Source organism: Sphingobium sp. TomMM35A (genome assembly GCF_054771735.1).
Genome location: NZ_BSRC01000002.1, coordinates 416,851 through 436,083 on the forward strand (window position 1 = coordinate 416,851; position 19,233 = coordinate 436,083).

18 protein-coding genes and 1 riboswitch are annotated in these 19,233 nt (G+C 63.5%); of the genes, 9 read left to right on the plus strand and 9 right to left on the minus strand.

Going from position 1 to position 19,233, the window contains the following annotated elements; genetic code table 11:
- Window positions 1-214: 214 nt before the first annotated feature.
- The 4 genes from ACYU8T_RS15020 to chrA all read left to right on the plus strand — a co-directional run bounded on the left by ACYU8T_RS15020 (window position 215) and on the right by chrA (window position 4,777).
- Window positions 215-1,669, plus strand: coding sequence for a helicase HerA domain-containing protein (locus ACYU8T_RS15020; RefSeq protein WP_097093285.1), 1,455 nt, complete (start codon window positions 215-217; stop codon window positions 1,667-1,669).
- Window positions 1,666-2,127 (plus strand): low molecular weight protein-tyrosine-phosphatase, encoded by a 462-nt coding sequence (locus ACYU8T_RS15025; RefSeq protein ID WP_461160102.1) that lies wholly within the window; start codon window positions 1,666-1,668, stop codon window positions 2,125-2,127. The genes ACYU8T_RS15020 and ACYU8T_RS15025 overlap by 4 nt, the downstream gene beginning before the upstream one ends.
- Window positions 2,128-2,444: 317 nt before the next feature.
- On the plus strand, window positions 2,445-3,380 hold the full coding sequence (locus tag ACYU8T_RS15030) for a chromate resistance protein ChrB domain-containing protein (RefSeq protein WP_461160103.1): 936 nt from the start codon (window positions 2,445-2,447) through the stop codon (window positions 3,378-3,380).
- Entirely contained in the window at window positions 3,377-4,777 is a 1,401-nt protein-coding gene (chrA, locus tag ACYU8T_RS15035) for a chromate efflux transporter (protein WP_461160104.1), read from the plus strand. The genes ACYU8T_RS15030 and chrA overlap by 4 nt, the downstream gene beginning before the upstream one ends.
- A 128-nt stretch (window positions 4,778-4,905) precedes the next feature.
- On the opposite strand, the gene ACYU8T_RS15040 is transcribed toward chrA, so the two are convergent.
- Window positions 4,906-7,002 carry a malate synthase G gene (locus ACYU8T_RS15040; protein WP_461160105.1) on the minus strand — a complete coding sequence of 699 codons (2,097 nt, stop codon included), beginning with the start codon at window positions 7,000-7,002 and terminating at the stop codon, window positions 4,906-4,908.
- Between the two features lie 111 nt (window positions 7,003-7,113).
- Here ACYU8T_RS15040 and ACYU8T_RS15045 point away from each other — a divergent pair, with 111 nt between their 5' ends.
- The 5 genes from ACYU8T_RS15045 to ACYU8T_RS15065 all read left to right on the plus strand — a co-directional run bounded on the left by ACYU8T_RS15045 (window position 7,114) and on the right by ACYU8T_RS15065 (window position 12,364).
- Entirely contained in the window at window positions 7,114-8,007 is an 894-nt protein-coding gene (locus tag ACYU8T_RS15045) for a LysR family transcriptional regulator (RefSeq protein WP_461160106.1), read from the plus strand.
- 178 nt (window positions 8,008-8,185) lie between these two features.
- On the plus strand, window positions 8,186-8,365 hold the full coding sequence (locus tag ACYU8T_RS15050; protein WP_097093279.1) for a hypothetical protein: 180 nt from the start codon (window positions 8,186-8,188) through the stop codon (window positions 8,363-8,365).
- 211 nt (window positions 8,366-8,576) lie between these two features.
- A riboswitch (cobalamin riboswitch) is annotated at window positions 8,577-8,823 on the plus strand.
- 240 nt (window positions 8,824-9,063) lie between these two features.
- Window positions 9,064-11,022, plus strand: a complete 1,959-nt coding sequence (locus tag ACYU8T_RS15055; protein WP_461160399.1) for a TonB-dependent receptor — start codon at window positions 9,064-9,066, stop codon at window positions 11,020-11,022.
- Window positions 11,023-11,254: 232 nt separating this feature from the next.
- A complete protein-coding gene (locus ACYU8T_RS15060; RefSeq protein WP_141397879.1) occupies window positions 11,255-11,497 on the plus strand; it encodes a hypothetical protein in 243 nt (80 codons plus the stop codon).
- A gap of 123 nt (window positions 11,498-11,620) precedes the next feature.
- Complete coding sequence (locus ACYU8T_RS15065) at window positions 11,621-12,364, plus strand: cytochrome c oxidase assembly protein (protein ID WP_461160107.1); 744 nt, start codon at window positions 11,621-11,623, stop codon at window positions 12,362-12,364.
- On the opposite strand, the gene ACYU8T_RS15070 is transcribed toward ACYU8T_RS15065, so the two are convergent.
- Genes ACYU8T_RS15070 through ACYU8T_RS15105 form a run of 8 tightly spaced genes read right to left on the minus strand, consistent with a single transcriptional unit; the run spans window position 12,337 to window position 19,208 of the window.
- Complete coding sequence (locus ACYU8T_RS15070) at window positions 12,337-12,765, minus strand: c-type cytochrome (RefSeq protein WP_461160108.1); 429 nt, start codon at window positions 12,763-12,765, stop codon at window positions 12,337-12,339. The genes ACYU8T_RS15065 and ACYU8T_RS15070 overlap by 28 nt on opposite strands.
- Window positions 12,762-13,046, minus strand: a complete 285-nt coding sequence (locus ACYU8T_RS15075) for a hypothetical protein (RefSeq protein ID WP_247233860.1) — start codon at window positions 13,044-13,046, stop codon at window positions 12,762-12,764. The genes ACYU8T_RS15070 and ACYU8T_RS15075 overlap by 4 nt, the downstream gene beginning before the upstream one ends.
- Window positions 13,043-13,657, minus strand: a complete 615-nt coding sequence (locus ACYU8T_RS15080; RefSeq protein ID WP_461160109.1) for a cytochrome c oxidase subunit 3 — start codon at window positions 13,655-13,657, stop codon at window positions 13,043-13,045. The genes ACYU8T_RS15075 and ACYU8T_RS15080 overlap by 4 nt, the downstream gene beginning before the upstream one ends.
- On the minus strand, window positions 13,654-13,785 hold the full coding sequence (locus ACYU8T_RS15085) for a hypothetical protein (protein WP_461160110.1): 132 nt from the start codon (window positions 13,783-13,785) through the stop codon (window positions 13,654-13,656). The genes ACYU8T_RS15080 and ACYU8T_RS15085 overlap by 4 nt, the downstream gene beginning before the upstream one ends.
- Complete coding sequence (locus ACYU8T_RS15090) at window positions 13,782-15,527, minus strand: cbb3-type cytochrome c oxidase subunit I (protein WP_461160111.1); 1,746 nt, start codon at window positions 15,525-15,527, stop codon at window positions 13,782-13,784. The genes ACYU8T_RS15085 and ACYU8T_RS15090 overlap by 4 nt, the downstream gene beginning before the upstream one ends.
- Window positions 15,524-16,486 carry a cytochrome c oxidase subunit II gene (coxB, locus tag ACYU8T_RS15095; RefSeq protein ID WP_461160112.1) on the minus strand — a complete coding sequence of 321 codons (963 nt, stop codon included), beginning with the start codon at window positions 16,484-16,486 and terminating at the stop codon, window positions 15,524-15,526. The genes ACYU8T_RS15090 and coxB overlap by 4 nt, the downstream gene beginning before the upstream one ends.
- On the minus strand, window positions 16,483-16,917 hold the full coding sequence (locus tag ACYU8T_RS15100) for a hypothetical protein (protein ID WP_461160113.1): 435 nt from the start codon (window positions 16,915-16,917) through the stop codon (window positions 16,483-16,485). Before ACYU8T_RS15100 ends, coxB begins: the two co-directional genes overlap by 4 nt.
- The gene (locus ACYU8T_RS15105; RefSeq protein WP_461160114.1) at window positions 16,914-19,208 is read right to left on the minus strand and encodes an FdhF/YdeP family oxidoreductase; all 2,295 of its coding nucleotides are present in this window, start codon (window positions 19,206-19,208) and stop codon (window positions 16,914-16,916) included. The genes ACYU8T_RS15100 and ACYU8T_RS15105 overlap by 4 nt, the downstream gene beginning before the upstream one ends.
- Window positions 19,209-19,233: the final 25 nt, after the last annotated feature.

A 19,233-nucleotide genomic window follows, 5' to 3' on the forward strand; every position in this document is an offset into this window, starting at 1 on the left:
TCGATGCTGCGCCGCAACAATCGCCGGGTCAAGGAAATCCGCTCTCGCCCTGTGCATCCTACCTATCCCCGTTCGCCCTGAGCCTGTCGAAGGGCTTTTCTGTCCTTTGAAGAAGAGAAAGTAGGGGCTTCGACAAGCTCAGCCCGAACGGGAGAAAGGAAGTTCCCAGATACCACCCTTGCGCGAATCCCACCGCCTGGGCCAAAGGACAGATGTGACCGCCACCATCAGCATAGGAACCGACGGCAACGGCAACCCCGTTCCGATCGACGTAGAGGAATTGCTCGCCACCCGCTTGCTCGTCCAAGGCAATTCGGGTTCCGGCAAGTCGCACCTCCTCCGCCGCCTGCTGGAAGAAAGCGCCGCCCTCGTCCAGCAGGTCGTGATCGATCCCGAAGGCGACTTCGTCACGTTGGCCGACGAATATGGCCATGTCGTCATCGACGCGGGCGACTATAATGAACGCGAAATCGTCAAGATGGCCGCGCGCATTCGCGAACATCGCGCGTCGGTGGTCCTCAGCCTCGAAAGCCTCGAACTCGAAGCGCAAATGAAATGCGCCGCCACCTTCCTCTCCACCCTGTTCGACGCCCCGCGCGACCATTGGTATCCCGCCCTCGTCGTGGTGGACGAAGCCCAGATGTTCGCCCCCGTCGCCGCCGGTGACGTCTCCGACGAAGCCCGCCGCCTTTCCCTCGCCGCCATGACCAACCTCATGTGCCGTGGCCGCAAGCGTGGCCTTGCGGGCGTCATCGCCACCCAGCGCCTTGCCAAGCTCGCAAAGAATGTCGCCGCCGAAGCGTCCAACTTCCTCATGGGCCGCACCTTCCTCGACATCGACATGGCCCGCGCGGCTGACCTGCTCGGCATGGAGCGCCGCCAGGCCGAACAGATACGCGACCTGGAGCGGGGCCGCTTCCTCGCGCTTGGCCCCGCCATCTGCCGCCGCCCGGTCGCCGTGAAGATCGGCACGGTAAAGACCAGCACGCGCGGCGGCACCCACAAGCTGATGCCGCCCCCCGCAGCCGCGACTGAAAATATGCAGGAGCTGCTCTTCGCCAGCGCAGGCGACGAAGACACACTGCCCCCTCCGCCACCGCGCGCCGAACCCCCACCGCTCCCCGCCGAAGAACTGATGCGCGCCCTCGCCGCCGCACCCCTTGCCAAACCTGCCGCTCCCGAACTCGACTTCGGCCAGAATGAACCCGTGGTCATCGCCGTGCTGGAAGAAATCGTCGCCGACCTGGGGGATGCGCAGCCCAGCGTAGCCACCCTCTATCAGGATTTCGGCGTCCGTTGCCGGATGAAGGGTCTGCGCACACCTCCGCTCGACCTCGCCGCCTTCCGCAAGCGCTTCGCCATGGCGCAGGCAGGCATGTTCGACGCTGCCGACCCGCGCTGGGACGACGCGATGAAGGCCGCGCAGCCCCTGCCCGAAGACATGCTCGCTCCCTTCCTCCTCATCGCCCGCGCCGCGATGCAGGGCCTGCCCTGCCCCGACGATGCCGCCCTCGCCCGCGCCTATGGCACCAGTTCGCCGGGCCGCGTCCGCCGCCTCATCGACTATATGGAAAAGATCGGCGTTATCGTCGCCCGCACCGACTTCGGCGGCCGCCGCTCGATCGGCGTGCCGCACCTCGGCCTCTCGACAGCGGCAGCCGAAGGATGAGCGTCTCTGTCCTCTTCGTCTGCCTCGGCAATATCTGCCGCTCGCCCCTTGCCGAAGCCGCCCTGCGCGCCGAAGCGGAAAAGGCGCGCCTTCATGTCGAGGTCGATTCAGCAGGCACCGGCGACTGGCACGTAGACTGCCCGCCGGACAAGCGCGCCCAGGCCGTCGCCCTGCGCAACGGCATCGACATATCCACCTATCGCGGCCGCCAGGTCACGCCGGACGATTTCCACCGCTTCGACCATATCTTCGCCCTCGACGCGGAAAACCTCAAAAACCTCCGCCGCATCCGCCCCTCGGACGGCACCGCCCACCTCCGCCTCCTCATGGATCTCGTCCCCGGCCGCGAAGGCACCAGCGTCACCGACCCCTATTATGGCGAAGATGAAGGCTTCGACGAAACCTGGTCAGATGTGACAAGCGCGGCCAGAGCCCTGATCGAACAGCTTAAACGCTGACGCAGCGCGCTCCTGCGCAAGCATGAGCCATCCCCTTTGGTTCACGCGGAGGCGCGGAGACGCGGAGACGCGGAGGCTTACAGGCCCGCGCAGCGTAACAATCAAACCCCAGCTCAGTTGCAAGGCCACGCCTGTTCAAAGCCTTACCCTTTCCCCACAACTCTCCGCGCCTCCGCGTCTCCGCGTGCAAAAATTGTTCGCGCAGAGGCGCGAACTGAACAATGCAACTTGTCCCCTGACGGGAACCAGACAGAAGCATATCACCGCTGAATGATATAGCTATTTCCCACATACAATTCATATGATACACCTGCATCATGAACTCCTGGCTAGCCCTCCTCCATCAGCTCCCGGCCAAGCCACCCTATCTGCGCGTGAAAATCTGGCGCCGCCTCCAATCGATAGGCGCGGTTCCGCTCAAAAATGCCGTCCATGTCCTCCCTCATTCGGACGCGTCCGAAGCCGCCTTCCGCACCCTACTGGATGAAATCACCACCGGCGGCGGCGAAGCCATCCTCACGGAAATCCGCCTCCTCATCGGCCAATCCGACGCCGAAGTCCGCGCCCTTTTCGACACCGCCCGCGATGCCGATTATGACGACCTCGCCCAATCCGCGCGCCGCCTGCTCGAAACCGGCCCCGCCACTGCCGCAGACATCGCCAAGCTCCAGAAGCGCCTCGAAGACATCAGCCGCATCGACTTTTTCGGCGCGCACGGCCGCCAGGAAGCCGAAGCGGCGCTCACCGAACTTGACCGCCGCCGATACCAGCATCCGGACGTCACCCGCACCGAACCGGCCGAAGCCCCGGCGATCCTCACCAACCGCATTTGGGTCACGCGCAGCGGCGTCCATGTCGATCGCATCGCCTGCGCCTGGCTTATCCAGCGCTTCATCGACCCCCATGCCCGGTTCCGTTTCGTCGACAGCCGCTCCCATGATCCGGAGCCCGGCGAGCTGCGCTTCGACATGGCCGACGCGGAATTCACCCATGAAGCCGACCGGTGCAGCTTCGAAACCCTGCTGCTGCGCGCGAACCTGACCGACGAACCCGCCCTGCAAGCCATCGGCGAGATTATCCACGAACTCGACATAGCCGACGGCAAGTTCGCGCGTCCCGAAACCGCTGGTCTCGGCGCGATGCTTTCGGGCGTCTGCGCCTCCACCGACGATGATCTTCAGCGCATCGCCCTCGCCAGCGACGCCCTCAACCAGTTCCACGCCTTTTTCAGCAATCGAAAGACCGATCGATGAGCAGCAACGCCTCGACCCTCTCCGCCGCCGCCACGCCCTTGCCCGATCACGGCATCCCGCTTGGCGAAGCCACCCGCATATGGGCAAAGATCGCGGCCTTGAGCTTCGGCGGTCCCGCAGGCCAGATCGCGGTGATGCACCGCATCCTTGTCGAGGAAAAAAAGTGGATCGGGGAGGAGCGTTTCCTCCACGCCCTCAATTATTGCATGCTGCTCCCCGGCCCGGAGGCGCAGCAGCTCGCCATCTACATCGGCTGGCTGCTCCACAGGACGAAAGGCGGCCTGATCGCAGGCATCCTCTTCGTTCTCCCCGGCTTCCTCGCCATCCTGGGCCTGAGCTATATCTATGTCCTTCTCGGCAAAGTCCCGCTCGTCGAAGGGCTCTTCTTCGGCCTGAAGGCCGCCGTCCTCGCCGTCGTGGTGCAAGCCGTCGTCCGCGTCGGCTCCCGCGCGCTCAAGAACAACGTCATGCGCGGCATCGCCGCCGCCGCCTTCGTCGCCATCTTCTTCCTCGATGCACCTTTCCCGCTGATCGTCCTTGCCGCGGGCCTCATCGGCTATCTCGGCAGCCGCAGCGGTATCGCCCAGTTCAAGGGCGGCGGCGGCCATGGTCCCGCGTCCGGCAACGTCATCCACGATCGCGACACAGCGCTCGGCGAAGCCCTTCCCGATCATGCCCGCCCGAACCTGCGCTGGTCGCTCCAGATCTCGACGGTGCTCCTGGTGCTCTGGCTCGCCCCCGTCCTCGCCCTCTTCCTCGCGCTCGGCCCCGACGATGTCTTCGCCCGCATCGCCAGCTTCTTCAGCCAGATGGCGGTCGTCACCTTCGGCGGCGCCTACGCAGTCCTCGCCTATGTCGCGCAGGAAGCGGTCGGCACCTTTGGCTGGCTCCGCCCCGGCGAGATGCTCGACGGCCTCGGCATGGCGGAAACAACGCCCGGCCCGCTGATCATGGTGACGCAATTCGTCGGCTTCCTCGCCGCTTTCCGCGACGCCGGGATGCTGCCGCCGCTCGTCGCCGCCACGCTCGGCGCGATCCTCACCACCTGGGTGACCTTCGTCCCTTGCTTCCTCTGGATCTTCGCAGGCGCGCCCTTCATCGAACGCCTGCGCGGCAACCGCGCGCTATCCTCGGCCCTGACCGCGATCACCGCGGCGGTAGTGGGCGTGATCCTGAACCTCGCCCTCTGGTTCGCGATCCACACCCTCTTCGCCAAGGTCCACGCCGTGCCGACGCCCACCGGATCGCTCGACGTGCCCGTCCTCGCCTCGATCAACCTTCCAGCCGTGGCGCTTTCAACGGCAGCCCTGATCGCCGTCCTGCGCTTCAAGGCCGGAGTCCTCCCCGTCCTCCTCTGCTCAGCCGCAGCTGGCGCCGCCTATGTCCTGTTGGGGTAAGCGACCCTAGCCAAAACCGTCATCCTGAACTCGTTTCAGGATCCATTGTGCCTCTACACGCCTTCCGCTCGTGGGGAGAAATGGATGCTGAAACAAGTTCAGCATGACGGCGAAGTAGAACGAACATCCTACCCCTTCACCCTCACCCGATAGGCATGCAGCAGCGGTTCGGTATAACCATTAGGCTGCGCCACCCCCTCAAACACCAGCGCCCGCGCCGCCTGGAAGGCGATGCTCTCCTCCTCCCGCCCGCTCATCGGCTGGTAGAGCGGGTCGCCCGCATTCTGCGCATCCACCTTGACCGCCATCCGCCGCAGCGCCGCGTCCACCTCCTCGGCCGAACACACGCCATGCAGCAGCCAATTGGCGATATGCTGCGAAGAAATCCGCAACGTCGCCCGATCCTCCATCAGCCCCACGTCATGGATATCCGGCACCTTCGAGCACCCTACGCCCTGATCCACCCAGCGCACGACATAGCCCAGTATCCCCTGCGCATTATTGTCCAGCTCGTCCCGAACATCCTGCGCCGACCAGTTCACCCCCGCCGCCAGCGGTATCGTCAGCAGCGCATCGAGCGAAGCCACCGCCTCCGCCTTCCGCTCCTCCTGCCGGGCAAAAACATCGACGGCGTGATAATGCGTAGCGTGCAAGGTCGCGGCAGTCGGCGAAGGCACCCAAGCCGTATTCGCCCCCGTCATCGGATGCCCGACCTTCTGGTCCAGCATGTCCGCCATCCGATCCGGAGCCGCCCACATGCCCTTGCCGATCTGCGCCCGGCCCGACAGCCCGCAAGCCAGTCCGATCTGCACATTGCGATCCTCATAGGCCTGGATCCACGCCGCGCCCTTCATGTCGCCCTTGCGGATCATAGGCCCCGCCCGCATCGACGTATGGATCTCGTCGCCCGTGCGATCCAGGAAGCCAGTATTGATGAAGACGATCCGGTCCCGCACCGCATGGATGCAGGCGGCAAGGTTGGCCGAAGTCCGCCGCTCCTCATCCATCACCCCGACTTTCAGCTGATGCCGCTCCAGCCCCAGCAAATCCTCGATCGCATCGAACAGATCATTGGTGAAGGCGACCTCCTCCGGCCCATGCATCTTGGGCTTCACGATATAGATGCTGCCCGCCCGGCTGTTGACGAAGCGCCCGCCGCGCCGAATGTCGTGCAAGGCGATCAGGCTGGTGACGATCCCATCCAAAATCCCTTCCGGAGCCTCCGTCCCATCCGCCAAGCGAACCGCAGGCGTCGTCATCAAATGCCCGACATTGCGCACGAACAGCAATGACCGCCCCGGCAGCGTGAACCCACTTCCATCAGGCGCAACATAGGACCGGTCGCCATTCAGCCGCCGCGTCATCATCGCGCCATTCTTCTCGAAGCTCTCCTCCAGGTCGCCCTTCATCAGCCCCAGCCAGTTGGCATAGGCCGCCACCTTGTCCCCCGCATCCACCGCCGCGACCGAATCCTCCAGGTCGCAGATGGTCGACAAAGCCGACTCCAGCACGACATCGGCCAAATGCGCCGGGTCATCCCGCCCGATCGGATGCCCCGCATCGATCACCAGTTCGATATGCAGCCCATGATTGCGCAGCAGGATATTATCCCCTGCCCGTCCTGCGAGTTGCGAAGCATCCCGCAACACCGGCTCGCCCCCGGTCCACTCCGCCCAGCTTCCCTCCGTCAGCGGAACCGCCCGGTCCAGAAACGCCTTGGCCCAGGCAATCACCTGCGCGCCCCGCGCCGGATCATGGCCCTTGCCCGCCGCCACGCCCGGGATCGCGTCCGTCCCATAAAGCGCATCATACAGGCTTCCCCACCGCGCATTGGCCGCGTTCAACAGGAACCGCGCATTCAGGATCGGCACCACCAACTGCGGCCCCGCCAAGCTCGCAAGCTCCGCATCCACCCGGCCCGACCCGATGGAAAAGGGCGCAGGCTCCGGCACCAGATAGCCGATCTCCGTCAGGAAAGCCCGATAGGCCTCCGCATCGAAAGGCCGCCCCGCATGCTCCCCGTGCCAGGCATCGATCTGCGCCTGAAGAGCATCACGCTTCTCCAGCAAAGCCGCATTGCGCGGCGCGAACCGCGCGAAGATCGCAGCAGCGCCTCGCCAGAACGCATCCGCCACGATCCCCGTCCCCGGCAGCACATCCTCATCGATAAAGCGCGCCAGTTCGGCGGCCACCATCAGGCCCGATTTCTCGATCATACCGTCCATCGGCAACTCTCCATCACGAAAAACTATGGCCAAAATCTATAGACCCGCCGCCATCCTCGCACTAGATGATAAAGGTTCAAAGCATCTGTTCCTCACAGGAAAAGATCATCGATGGACCCCGACTATCTTCTCTTCGCCCGCGCGGTGGAAGCAGGCAGCCTCTCAGCCGCTGGCCGCATGCTCAACATCTCGCCCGCGATGATGTCGAAACGCCTCTCTCGCCTCGAAGCCCGCCTCGGCGTCCGCCTCATCCATCGCACCACGCGCCGCCTCGCCCTGACGGAAGAGGGCGCCAGCCTTCACCGCGATCTCGTCGCCATCCTCGACGCCATTGCCCACGCGGAAGAGCGCGTCACCAATCGCCACCGCACCGCGTCAGGCCCGCTGCGCATCTCCGCCCCCACCTCCTTCGGCCGCCTCCATGTCGCCCCCCATGTCGGCCGATTCCTGGAACAGCATCCGCGCGTCGACCTCCAACTCAACCTGTCCGACGCCTATGAAGACCTGCTCGCTGAACGGATCGACCTTGCGATCCGCATCACCAGCGACATTCCCGCCCATCTGGAGGGGCATCATCTCGCCGCCAACCGCCGCATCCTCTGCGCGAACCCCGCCTATCTCGCCGCCCACGGCACGCCGGAAGGGATAGCTGACCTCTCCCGCCACCGTCTGCTCGCCGCCGAAGGACAATTGCCATGGCGATTGGTCAACGGGCGCGCGCGCAAGCTGATCGACGGCCAAAGCCATGTCCGCACCAACAGCAGCGAAATCGTGCGCGAACTCGCCCTGACCGGCGTCGGCATCGCCCTGCGCTCGCTCTGGGACGTGGGCGATCTGATCGCGGACGGACGCCTCGTCCGCGTCCTTGAACCTTGGGAAGGCCCCGCCGACCTCGCCGTCCACGCCGTCCACCCCCGCGCGGCGGGCCGCCCTGCCGCCGTGGACACCTTCATCGCATTCTTGCGCGAAAGCTTCCGCGCCGCGCCGTGGAACAGGGGCGGTTGATAGAAAAAGGCAGGCGGGCTCCCGCTCAACCCGCTGAAAAGCCAAAATTCCATTATGCGAAAATTCGCCAGGCTCCTGTCAAAAAATAGAAGCTTTCCGGCGTTAACCTGCGTAATGGCAGCGGGAAAGGCCGATGTTATCGTTCGAGCCATAAGAAACTTGAGAGAGGATATGGGCCATGCGCCCCAATGACGCGTCACATTTTTCCGCCTGCGCCGCCCAGGAAGCGCGGCAAGCCAGGGAAGCCCGCCTACGCGGCGCCGACCAGGCAACCATCGCCCTCCACAATGAACGCGCCGTCCGCTACCAGGCCATGGCCCTCCGCCTCCAGCGAGAACGAGGCACGACCCTGAACTGATCTTGGCGCGAAGGCCCAGCACCACCATTCCCCTCTCCCCTTCAGGGGAGAGGGTGCCGAGCGAAGCGAAGGCGGGAGAGGGGACTGTAAAGCAACCAGCGCCGCCCCCCTCTCCCCACCCCTCTCCCCTAAAGGGGAGAGGGAGCAATCCCCACCACCCCCCCTTGCCCCACACCCCCACCTCCGCTATCGCCCCCTCACCCGGGCAACCCCCGGGCATGATCGCGCCGGTGCCTCGAAAGAGGCTTAAAAGGGAACATGGTAAGGAAGGCATCCGCCTCCCCAAGCCAGGGCTGTCCCTGCAACTGTAAGCGGCGAGCGCGATGCACATCGCCCCACCTCACAGGCAGGTTGGGGCAAGTCACTGGGCCGGACGCTAAATCCTGCGAGGCCTGGGAAGGCCGTGCATCAAGCGATGACCCGCGAGCCAGGATACCTGCCAGCGTCTGGTCGCTCTTGCCTTGGTCCAGGGGATGGCCGCGGCACGGTGAACTCCGTCTGAGCGACGAATGAGCGGCAAGAGGCCGCTTCGGTGACGCTGGCGGCCGCCTTGGGGGCGTCCGGCCGTCGGCGTGCGCCGGTCGTCGCCTGACGACAGGTCTCTTGCCGGATGTCGCCAGACGCCCGGAGTGCATGATGTGAAACTTCCCGATCATTTCCACCGCGCCGCCTGGGCGCTGACCGCCACTCTCCTCCCCCTGCCAGCCTTTGCCGCCGAAGCGGCCGACGCGGGCGAAGACGCCAGCGCCATCATCGTCTTCGGCCGGGGCGAGGACAAGATCGGCACCGCCCATGCGGCGAGCGAAGGCAGCGTCGGCGGCGCTGACCTTCTCGTCCGCCCGCTGCTGCGCGTCGCCGAACTGCTCGAAGCCGTGCCGGGCATGGTCGCGGCCCAGCATTCGGGCAGCGGCAAGGCCAATCAATATTTCCTGCGCGGTTTCAACCTCGACCATGGGTCGGACTTCACCACCTATATCGACGGGGTTCAGATGAACTTCCGCAGCCATGGCCACGGCCAGGGCTATCTCGACCTCAACGGGCTCATCCCGGAAATCATCGCGCGTGAGGATTTTCGCAAAGGTCCCTATCGCGCCGATGGCGGCGACTTCGCGCTTGCGGGCGCGGCCTATATGACCACGATCGACGGCTATGACCGGCCATGGGTCGCGGCGGAGGGCGGCTCCTTCGGCTGGCGCAGGCTGGCGTCGGGCGGGACCGTAAAGGCGGGCGCGGGCCATCTCACCCTGGTCGCGCAGGCCAAGGCCTATGACGGGCCATGGCAGGAGCCTGAACATCTGCGCCATTATGCGGGCTTCGCCAAATATACGCTCCCCACAGGGGCCGGGAAGATCGACGCCACGCTTCACGCCTATCGCGCGACATGGCGCCCGACCGAGCAAATTCCCGAGCGCATCGTAGGCACGCCGCTCTGCCCCGATGTCTTCTGTTCGCCCGATCCGTCCGCGCGCGGTGAAACCACCCGCATTATCGGCAATCTCGCCACCATTCAGCCGACATGGCGCGCCAATCTTTATGCCCAGTTCTACGACTGGACGATGTTCTCGAACCCCACTTACACCGACCCCGACGGCACCAGCGCGCAGATACAGCAATTCGACCGCCGCTGGGTTCTCGGCCTCACGGGCGAAAAGCGCTGGGATGCCGATCCAGCGCTGCAACTGAAGCTCGGCACGGAAAACCGTTATGACGCGATCGGCAATGTCGGCGTCAACCGAACCGCAGGGCGCGCTTTCCTCTCCTCGCTTGGGCGCTATCGCGTCAACCAAGGCTCGGCCGCGCTTTATGGCGAAGCGACCGTCACGCCCCTTCCCGGCCTGCGCATCACCGGCGGGGTGCGCGGCGACTATTATCATTATGATGTCCGCAGCCGGGACGCCGTCGCCGCCGCGTTGGGTGAAGGCAGCGGCTCGGACACGCTCGTCTCTCCCAAGGCGTCGGCCGCATGGGCAATTACCCCGCAGGTCGAACTCTATGCCAATTGGGGCCGGGGCTTCCATTCCAACGATGCGCGCGGCGCGGTCAATGTGGACACGCCTGTTCCCATGCTCGTGCGCGGCACCGGCAAGGAACTGGGCGGCCGCCTTCAGCTTCCCGGCTTCACCTTCACCGCAACCTATTGGTGGCTGAACGTCGGCAGCGAGTTGCGCTTCGTCGGCGATTCCAACGCGGTCGAACCCAGCGGAGCCAGCCGCCGCCATGGCTATGAGCTTGTCGCCTTCTGGCGGCCACTCCCCTGGCTTGCCTTCGACGGCAATTACACCGCCAGCCACAGCCGCTACACCAATGGCGATCATATCCCCAACGCCTTCAGGAACGCAGCGTCCGCCGGGGCGGCTATCGTCCTCGATCCATGGGAAGCCAGCATCCGCGTCCGCCATCTCGGGCCCTCTCCCCTGATCGAGGATAATAGCGTGCGCGATCCCGGCAGCACTGTCGTCAATGCCCGCGCCGCCTGGAAGGGGAAGCGGGTGCAGATCTATGCCGAACTGCTCAATATCCTGGGCAGCCGGGACAAGGACATCGCCTATTATTACGAATCCTACATCCCCGCCGCCGATGCGGAGCCGGTCGAAGGACGGCTGAGCCGCGTCGTCGAACCGCGAACGGTGCGCGGCGGCGTCAAGTTCCTCTTCTGACAGTTGAAGGCGAAGGCTGGTCGTTGGCAGGAGACCGGCCTTCGCGATCAACGACTTACTTATGGGACGGAAGTGTTCGTAAAGTAAAAGCCAGACATTCTTTATTTAAACAGGTTAAAAGTCTTGGAGTTCAGCATGGAAATTTTGGGCTATGGTTGACGCGCTTTCGCCGCTGTGCAACTTTCCCTTACGGCAATCTGGACAAAGAATCAGTTGCCAGGAGAGGATGTCCATGACCCACCCACCTTTGCGGGGCGCCGTTTTTCACGCCATCTTGCGCGACTGCCTGGAAGCGCAGCGCGCGCCCAAGGAAACCGAAATACAACTGGTAGCCTGCAAGATTTGGCAGGACAGTTTCGCTGCAATATCGCACAAGAACTGGCATGATCTCGTGCCGGGCAGCGAAGAATATGAATATACGCTCAACGCCGCCCGCATGGCCTTTGGCATCCACGCAGCCAACAGCGCCGCCTGAATTTTTGACCTTCAGGTTAATTTTCGGCCCCAAATCTCCAAAAACCCTTTCAATTCACCATTTCCTTCATGGGAACGATCCTCCCCCTCACGACTTGGTGATGGAAACAGAGGATCGTCCCGGTTGGAAAATCCCACCCCCTATTGCGGCACCGCTCCCCTGCCCGCGGAGTTCTGGACCCGGTGGAACTGGGACCCGCTATTGCTGCTGGCCATCGCCGCCACACTCTTTCTCTCCCTGCGCCTTCCTCCCCCTTCCCGAAAACCCGCGATCGCCTTCACCGGCATCTGGGCGATCCTCTACATTTCCCCTTTCTGCGCGATCGGCTCGGCTCTCTTCTCCGCCCGGTCAGTCCACCATCTCGTCTTGATCCTGATAGCCGCCCCCCTGCTCGCCCGCGCGGCAGCCATGCTCCCCAAACGCGGATCGCTCGCCAGCTGGACGGTTCTTCAGGCGCTGGTCCTCTGGTTCTGGCACGCTCCGCCAGCATATGATCTGGCGCTGTCCAATTCCGCCGCCTTCTGGCTGATGCAACTCAGCATCCTTCTCTCCGCCACCGGCTTCTGGCACGCTCTCGCTCGCTCGGAACTCCCCGGCCGGATCATCGCCCTGTTCGCAACCATGATGCAGATGAGCTTGCTCGGCGCGTTGCTCGCCTTTGCCCAAAGCGCCCTCTACCGCCCGCACTGGCTGACAACCCAGCCCTGGGGCATGAGCCCGCTGGACGACCAGCAGCTTGCAGGCATCCTCATGTGGATTCCCGGCGGCACGCTCTATCTCGCCGCCGCCCTCTTCTACGCCTGGCACATGCTTGCCGAACAGCAGGATGACGGGCCAGCCTATGTTTCCCTGGGCGAAAGGGTATAGAGATAAGCGGCGATGTCGCGCGCTTCCTTCTCCCCTATGCCCATGTTCGGCATGGCGTTGCCCGGCACCACCGATTGCGGATAGCGGATCCACCGCACCAGCGCGTCCGGATCGTTCCGCAGCATCCCCGCCACGGTTTTGCGCGCGGCGAAACCAGCCAGGGAGGGGCCCACCGCCCCACGCGATGCCGCTATGCCAGGTATCTCATGACAGGCGCTACATTGCCTCGCCACGATCGCCCGCTCGCCCCGTTCCACAACGCCGCCCGTCAGCGCCTGCGCATGCTCTTCCTGCCTGCTCATCTCCTGCCGCTGTTGCACGGCGAAGCTGCCAATCGCTCCCACGGCGCCAAAGCCAGCCAACACCGCTACAAGCCACAAGCTGCCAGGAACGCGCCTCATGCCCGGCACCCCTCCAGGATCAGCAGAGCCAGAGCCTGGAACATCAACGCCAGAAAGAATATCCCGACCCACAACAACGCACCCCATTTCCCCGGCGCCAGCCTCACCAGCCCCCAGGAAGCAGCGCCAGCGATCAGCAAAAACAGCGCAATCCCAGCGCCCGGCCAATATGTGCCCGCTCGGCACCAGGCATGCAGGAAAAAGCTGATCCCCTGCTGGCTCGCGAACCAGAGCAGCGGAGGCCCGGCGAAAAGGATGGCGTAGCGCGCGTTCCTGCTCATGCCAGCCTCGGCGCCCAGTAGATCAAGGCATAAAGCGGCAGCCAGCTGAGCTCGACGAACCGCCAGTAATTCGCATTGTCCTCCACATCAGCAAACTGCCGGTCGCCCACTTCATGCGTGTGCAGCCAGAGCGCGAGCACCAGCGTGTCTCCCCAGTCGGTGATCAGATGAACCGTGTGCAGGATCATCAGCATCCACAGCACCGACCCATAGGCATGCTCATCCCAGCGCAGCCCCAACGCAGTGAACTCCAACGCACGCGGTATGAACAGGAGAAACGCGGCCAGCGTCATGATGATGATGCCGATACGCACAGCTTTCTCATCCCTCGCCCTGGCCTTCTTGATCAGCCAACGGTTCGGAATTTCACTGAGCAACAGCCCGATCGTGAAGACGATGCCCCAGACCAGCTGCGGAGGCGCGAACCCCTTCGGCGGCCAATCGGAACCCGCCACCATCAGGTAGAGATAAGACCCGCCCGCCAGCAAAAAGGCGGTTCCTTCGATCAGCATGAAACCGGCATTGCCCCACCAGGCAAGGCTTGCCGGACCATCCTTGCTCTCCGGCAAGCTCGACAGGTCCCCCTGCACATAAACTGGCCGATCGGTCATGCCCGCGCATCCTTCCGCCGTGGCCGCGTGGGCCAGAACCAGGCCGTCAACGCCAGCGCCAGCGGCACAGCGCCCCAAACCAGCGCCCAGGGCGTGTAGATGCTGCCCACGAACAAGGCTGATGTCACCAGCGCAGCGACCAGCGGCCAGATGGACGGCCCGGGACTTGGCTGGCGATATTGGGGATTGGCGTCCACCAGGGACGTGACCAGCGCTTCCCGGCATCGGCCGAAAGACCCCGCATCACCGGGAAGGGCTCAAGCGGATTGTCCCACATCGGCGCGGCGCTCTTCACCACCGGCACGTCGGCGAAGGCATAGTTGGGCGGCGGCGAACGGGTTGCCCATTCCAGCGTCGACCCGCCCCAGGGGTCCGCGCCTGATCTTTTCCCGCGCCAATAGCTGATCAACGCGTTCGCCACGAAGATCGAAGCTCCCACCGAAGCGATAACGGTTCCCCCGGTCGCCACCAGGTTCAGATCACCCCAGCCCATCTCCGGCCCATAGGTATAGATGCGGCGTGGCATGCCCATCAGGCCCAATATGTGCATCGGAAAAAAGGCGATGTTGAAGCCGCCAACGATCAGCGCGCAACTTACGATGCCCCAGCCATCGGACATCAACCGGCCCGTTGCCTTGGGATACCAATAGGTGAAAGCGCCAAATAGCGGGAACATCGCTCCGCCGATCAGGACATAGTGAAGGTGCGCGACCACGAAATAGGTGTCAGTGAGCTGCAGGTCGAGCGGCGCCGACGCCGTCATGATGCCGGACAGCCCACCGACCACGAAGGTCAGGATGAATGCGATGATCCACAGCAATGGCGTGCGGTAACTTGGCTTGCCAAGTGCGATCGTAGCGATGAAGCAGAATATCTGGATACCGGCAGGCAAGGCGATCGCCATGCTCGCGGCCGTGTACAGCGCGTTACCGACCTTCGGCAGGCCGACGGCGAACATGTGATGCACCCAAAGCCCAAATGCCAGGATCGCGATGGCGAGCATCGACAGCACGACCGGCACATGACCGAACAGGCGGCGGCGGGAGAAGGTCTCGACGATCGCCGACACGAAGCCTACCCCCGGCAGGAAGATGATGTAGACTTCTGGATGGCCAAAGAACCAGAAGAGGTGCTGAAACAACAGCACGTCGCCACCGCCAGCCGGGCTGAAGAAATGGGTGGATACCAGCCGGTCCGCGATGAGCATCGACGTCACCAGCATCACCGCTGGCAAGGCGACAATCGTCATCACCGCCGACACCAGCATGGCCCAGAGAAAGGCTGGCATCTTCGCCAGCGTCATGCCGGGCGGCCGCATCTTCAGGATCGTGACCGCGACATTGACCGACACTGCCAGCGCCGCCACCTCCGTAAAGGTGATCATCTGCGCCCAGATGTCGGCGCGGTGGCCGGGCGAATAGGATGGGCCCGAGAGTGGAGGATATTCGAACCAACCCAGGTCCGGCGTCACGCCCAGCGTGTGCGGCACCCACAGCATCATCACCCCGCCCAGGTACAGCCAGTAGCTGAAGGCATTGAGCCGCGGGAAGGCCATTGTCCGCTGCCCCAGCATCAAAGGCACCAGCCACATGGCCATGGCTTCCATGACCGGCACGGACACCAGAAACAACATGGTGGACCCGTGCAGCGCAAAGGATTCATTATAAAGCTGCGCCGTCATCCGATGCATCTGCGGCTGGCTGAGCTGCACCCGCATGTCGAGCGCCAAAAGTCCGGACAGGATCAGCAACGCCATCGCCGTCAGAACATATCGGGCGGCGATCCGGCGCGGATTGACGGTGGTCAGGAAGCCCCAGATGCCGGGCGGGTCCGACCATGTCGCCTGAAGCTGCTCATGGTGCTGGCTCATCGCAGCGTCTCCAGATAGCTGGCGACGGCTTCGGCGTCCTGCGGCGACAGGTCGCTCGGGGGCATCGACGTCCCCGGCTTGATCGCCTGCGGCTGAATGATCCAGCCACGCAGGCTGCCATGGGTCATCGGCGCAGTCCCAGCTGCAATGGTCCGGCGAGATGCCACATGCGTGAGATCAGGCCCGACCCGCCCCCGCGCCTCGGTGCCGCGCACTTGATGGCAAACCGCACAACTGGCGCTTTCGAAGACCTTACGCCCAGCAGCCACGCCTTCCCCGGGCGACACAGGTCGCGCCTGTTCAGCGAGCCAGCGGTCGAACTCATCGACCTGCTCGACCTTCACGGCCAGCGCCATATTGGCATGCTGCGTCCCGCAAAATTCGGCACATTGCCCCCTGAACCAGCCGTTCGTGCGGCCGGTCACGGTCATTCTGTTTATCTTGCCCGGGATCATGTCCATCTTGCCCGCGAGGTTGGGCACCCAGAAACTATGGATCACATCCGCCGCACGCAGTTCCAGCAGCACGGGCACGCCAGCGGGCAGGTGGAGTTCATTCGCGGTCTCTATCCACCGCCCATTTCCCGCCTGATATTCGATTCGCCACCACCATTGATGCCCGGTGACGCGCACCTGCAACGGGACTTGCGGTCTCTGCCCCAGCGACCGGTCGGCGAGAAAGCTCGCAACTACCAGCAGGATGAGGCCGAGCAGTATGAACCCGACCCATCCCGCCATCAGCTTGTGATAAGGCTGCTCGCTCGTATCCGCCGCCGATCGTCTGCGGATCAGCCCCCATCCGAGGAACAGAATGACCAGCAGATAGGCAATGCCGCACACCCACATCATCAATCGGAACAGGGACATCAACGTTGCCGCCTGATCGCCTGCGGCATGCATCGCGGATTGCTGCCCGGCGCATCCCGCGAGCAACAGGGTAATGAGAGCAAAGGCCCTCATAACGGCCCCTGCCACTGTCCGGCGGTCGGCTCGCCCTTCTGATCCACCGCTTGCCGGTGCCGCTTGGCCGCGTCGGTGACGGTCAGCGAATTTAGATAGGCGCTGATCTGCCATCTTTGTTCCGCAGCTATCTTCCGGTCATATCCGTTATGCCCGATGCGCGCATAATAGGTGACGAACGGCAGCCGCGGCGGCCAGCCCGTCTTGGGCTCCCCATGGCAGGAGGTGCAGCCATACCAGGTGAAATAGCGCCCACCCTGCGAAATCTGGTAGAAATTGCCCTTGATCGCTGCGATCCGTGGATCATCAGGTCCGGTGGGTGGGGATGTCGGCTGCGCGGCTACCAGCGTGCGCTGCTCGGCGCTGCAACCGGCCAGGAGGATCATCCCGATGATCCAACCAGAACATAATCGCATGGAAGGCAGGCTCATCCCTCCCTTCTGATAACCACCGGCACCGATTTGGCCGCGGGGACATGGCTTTCTTCGGCATGGTGCTCGATCGGGATCAGCACATTGCATTCGGGATAGTAGGCGCCAAGGCACCCACGCGGAATATTGTAGACCGTGGCGATCAGGCCTGGCCGCCGACGCACGCGCCCATCTGGTGACGGCGCTTCAAGGGCAATCACATCCCCTTCCTTCACGCCTTCCGCCAACATGTCCTCAGCATTCATGAACAAGACGTCGCGCGTGCCCTTCACCCCGCGAAACCGGTCATGATAGCCATAGATGGTCGTGTTGAACTGGTCGTTGGACCGGAGGGTGATCAACCGATATTGCCCACCCTTGTCCTCAAAGCCGGTGGCGGACAGGCCAGAAGGCGGCAGGAACTCCGCCTTGCCGCTAGGCGTCTGCCAAATCCGCTCGGCCGCCTTATTCCCTTTCCAAAAGCCGCCCGGCTCGAACAACCGCTTGTTGAAGTCCTTGAACTTTTCAGGATAGGTCGCCTCGATCGCGTCCCTGATCCGGGCGTAGTCCGCGACCCAGCTGTCCCAATCCACATGCGGATTATGCGGCAGCAGTCGCTTGGCGATCGCGCCGACGATAGCCGGTTCGGACAATAGGTGCGGGCTGGCGGGCTCGGCCTTGCCCAGCGAGCCATGGATACAGCTGGTCGAATCCTCCATCGACACGGCTTGCGGGCCATTCTGCTGAACATCCTGCTCGATCCTGCCCAGACAGGGGAGCAACCACGCCTCATGTCCGGGGAAAAGATGGCTGCGGTTGAGCTTCGTCGCGATGTGGACAGTAAGATCCAGATCGGGCCAGGCCGCTTCCATCTTCTCCGTATCGGGTATTGCGCGGAGGAAATTGCCGCCAAGGCCGACAAAGGCCCGAACCGACCCATCGACTATGCCCGTGCATGTTTCGACGGTGTCCAATCCCTTTTCGGTTGGCGGATCAAAGCCATAAAGCTCCTTCAACTTCTCGACCGGCGCGAGTTCCGTCTTCTCCGTAATGCCAACGGTGCGCTGCCCCTGCACATTGCTGTGACCGCGCACCGGCGTCGGCCCAGCTCCCGGCTTACCGATATTACCCCGCAGCAGGAGCAGGTTGACGAGCATGCGGACATTTTCGACGCCCTTCACATGCTGGGTGAGGCCCATGCCGTAGATGCCCAGCACTGCCTTGGACCGCGCATAAACCCGCGCCGCCTGCTCCAGATTCCAACGGGTCAGGCCGGATTCTTGTTCAATCGCATCCCAATCTGTCGCGCGCACCTTGTCCGCGAACAGGTGGAAGTCCTTCGTATGCTGCTCGATAAATTCGTGATCCAGCACGGCAGGATCGCCGACCGCCTTGGCGGCATCGTCCCACTCGATCAGGAACTTGGCCAGACCCATCATCGCCGCGATGTCGCCGCCCGCTTTCACCTGATGATATTGGGTCGATATGCCTGTCTCTTTGAGCGTCGCCATCTCGATCGGATTTTGTGGATCGGTGAACCGCTCAAGACCACGTTCGCGCAGGGGATTGAACGTGATGATCTCGACACCCCGCTTCCGCGCGCGTCGCAGGTCGTGGAGCATGCGGGGTGAGTTGGACCCGACATTCTGGCCGAAGAACAAGATCGCATCGCAATCATCGAAATCCTTCTGCTGGGTCGTGCCAACCGCTTCCCCAATCGCCGCCTTCAACCCGACCGAGGTCGATTCATGACACATGTTCGAACTGTCAGGCAGGTTCTGGTTGCCATACATGCGTGCCATCAGCCCATACATGTACGAGGCCTCCAGGCTCGTGCGCCCGGAGGAATAAAACACCACCGATTTGGGATCCATCAGCCGCAACTTCGCAGCGATTGAGTCGAAAGCTTCTTCCCATGAACAGGCCACATATTTGTCCGCAGCTGCATCATAGCGCAGCGGGTGCGTCAGCCGTCCATGCTGTTCCAGATCATAGTCCCGCCAACCGCGCAGGCTGGTAACGTCATGCTCCAGGAAAAATTCAGGCGTCGTGCGAAGCTTCGTCAGTTCCCACGCGGTCGCCTTTGCGCCCTCTTCGCAAAATTCGGCAGGATGCGGGCTCGCCGGTTTCGACCAGGCGCAACTGACGCACATGAAACCATCGGGCTTGTTCTGCCGCGCCAGTTCCCGCATCCCCTCCGCCGGGAAATGTTCGCGAGGCAGAATCTCGGCCAGCGACCGCACCGAACCCCAACCTCCCGCAGGCCCCTTGAAGGGCTTGATGCGAGGTTTCTCTCCCTTGGTCGCTGCCATTTTTGTTTCCGATTTGTGTCTGGTC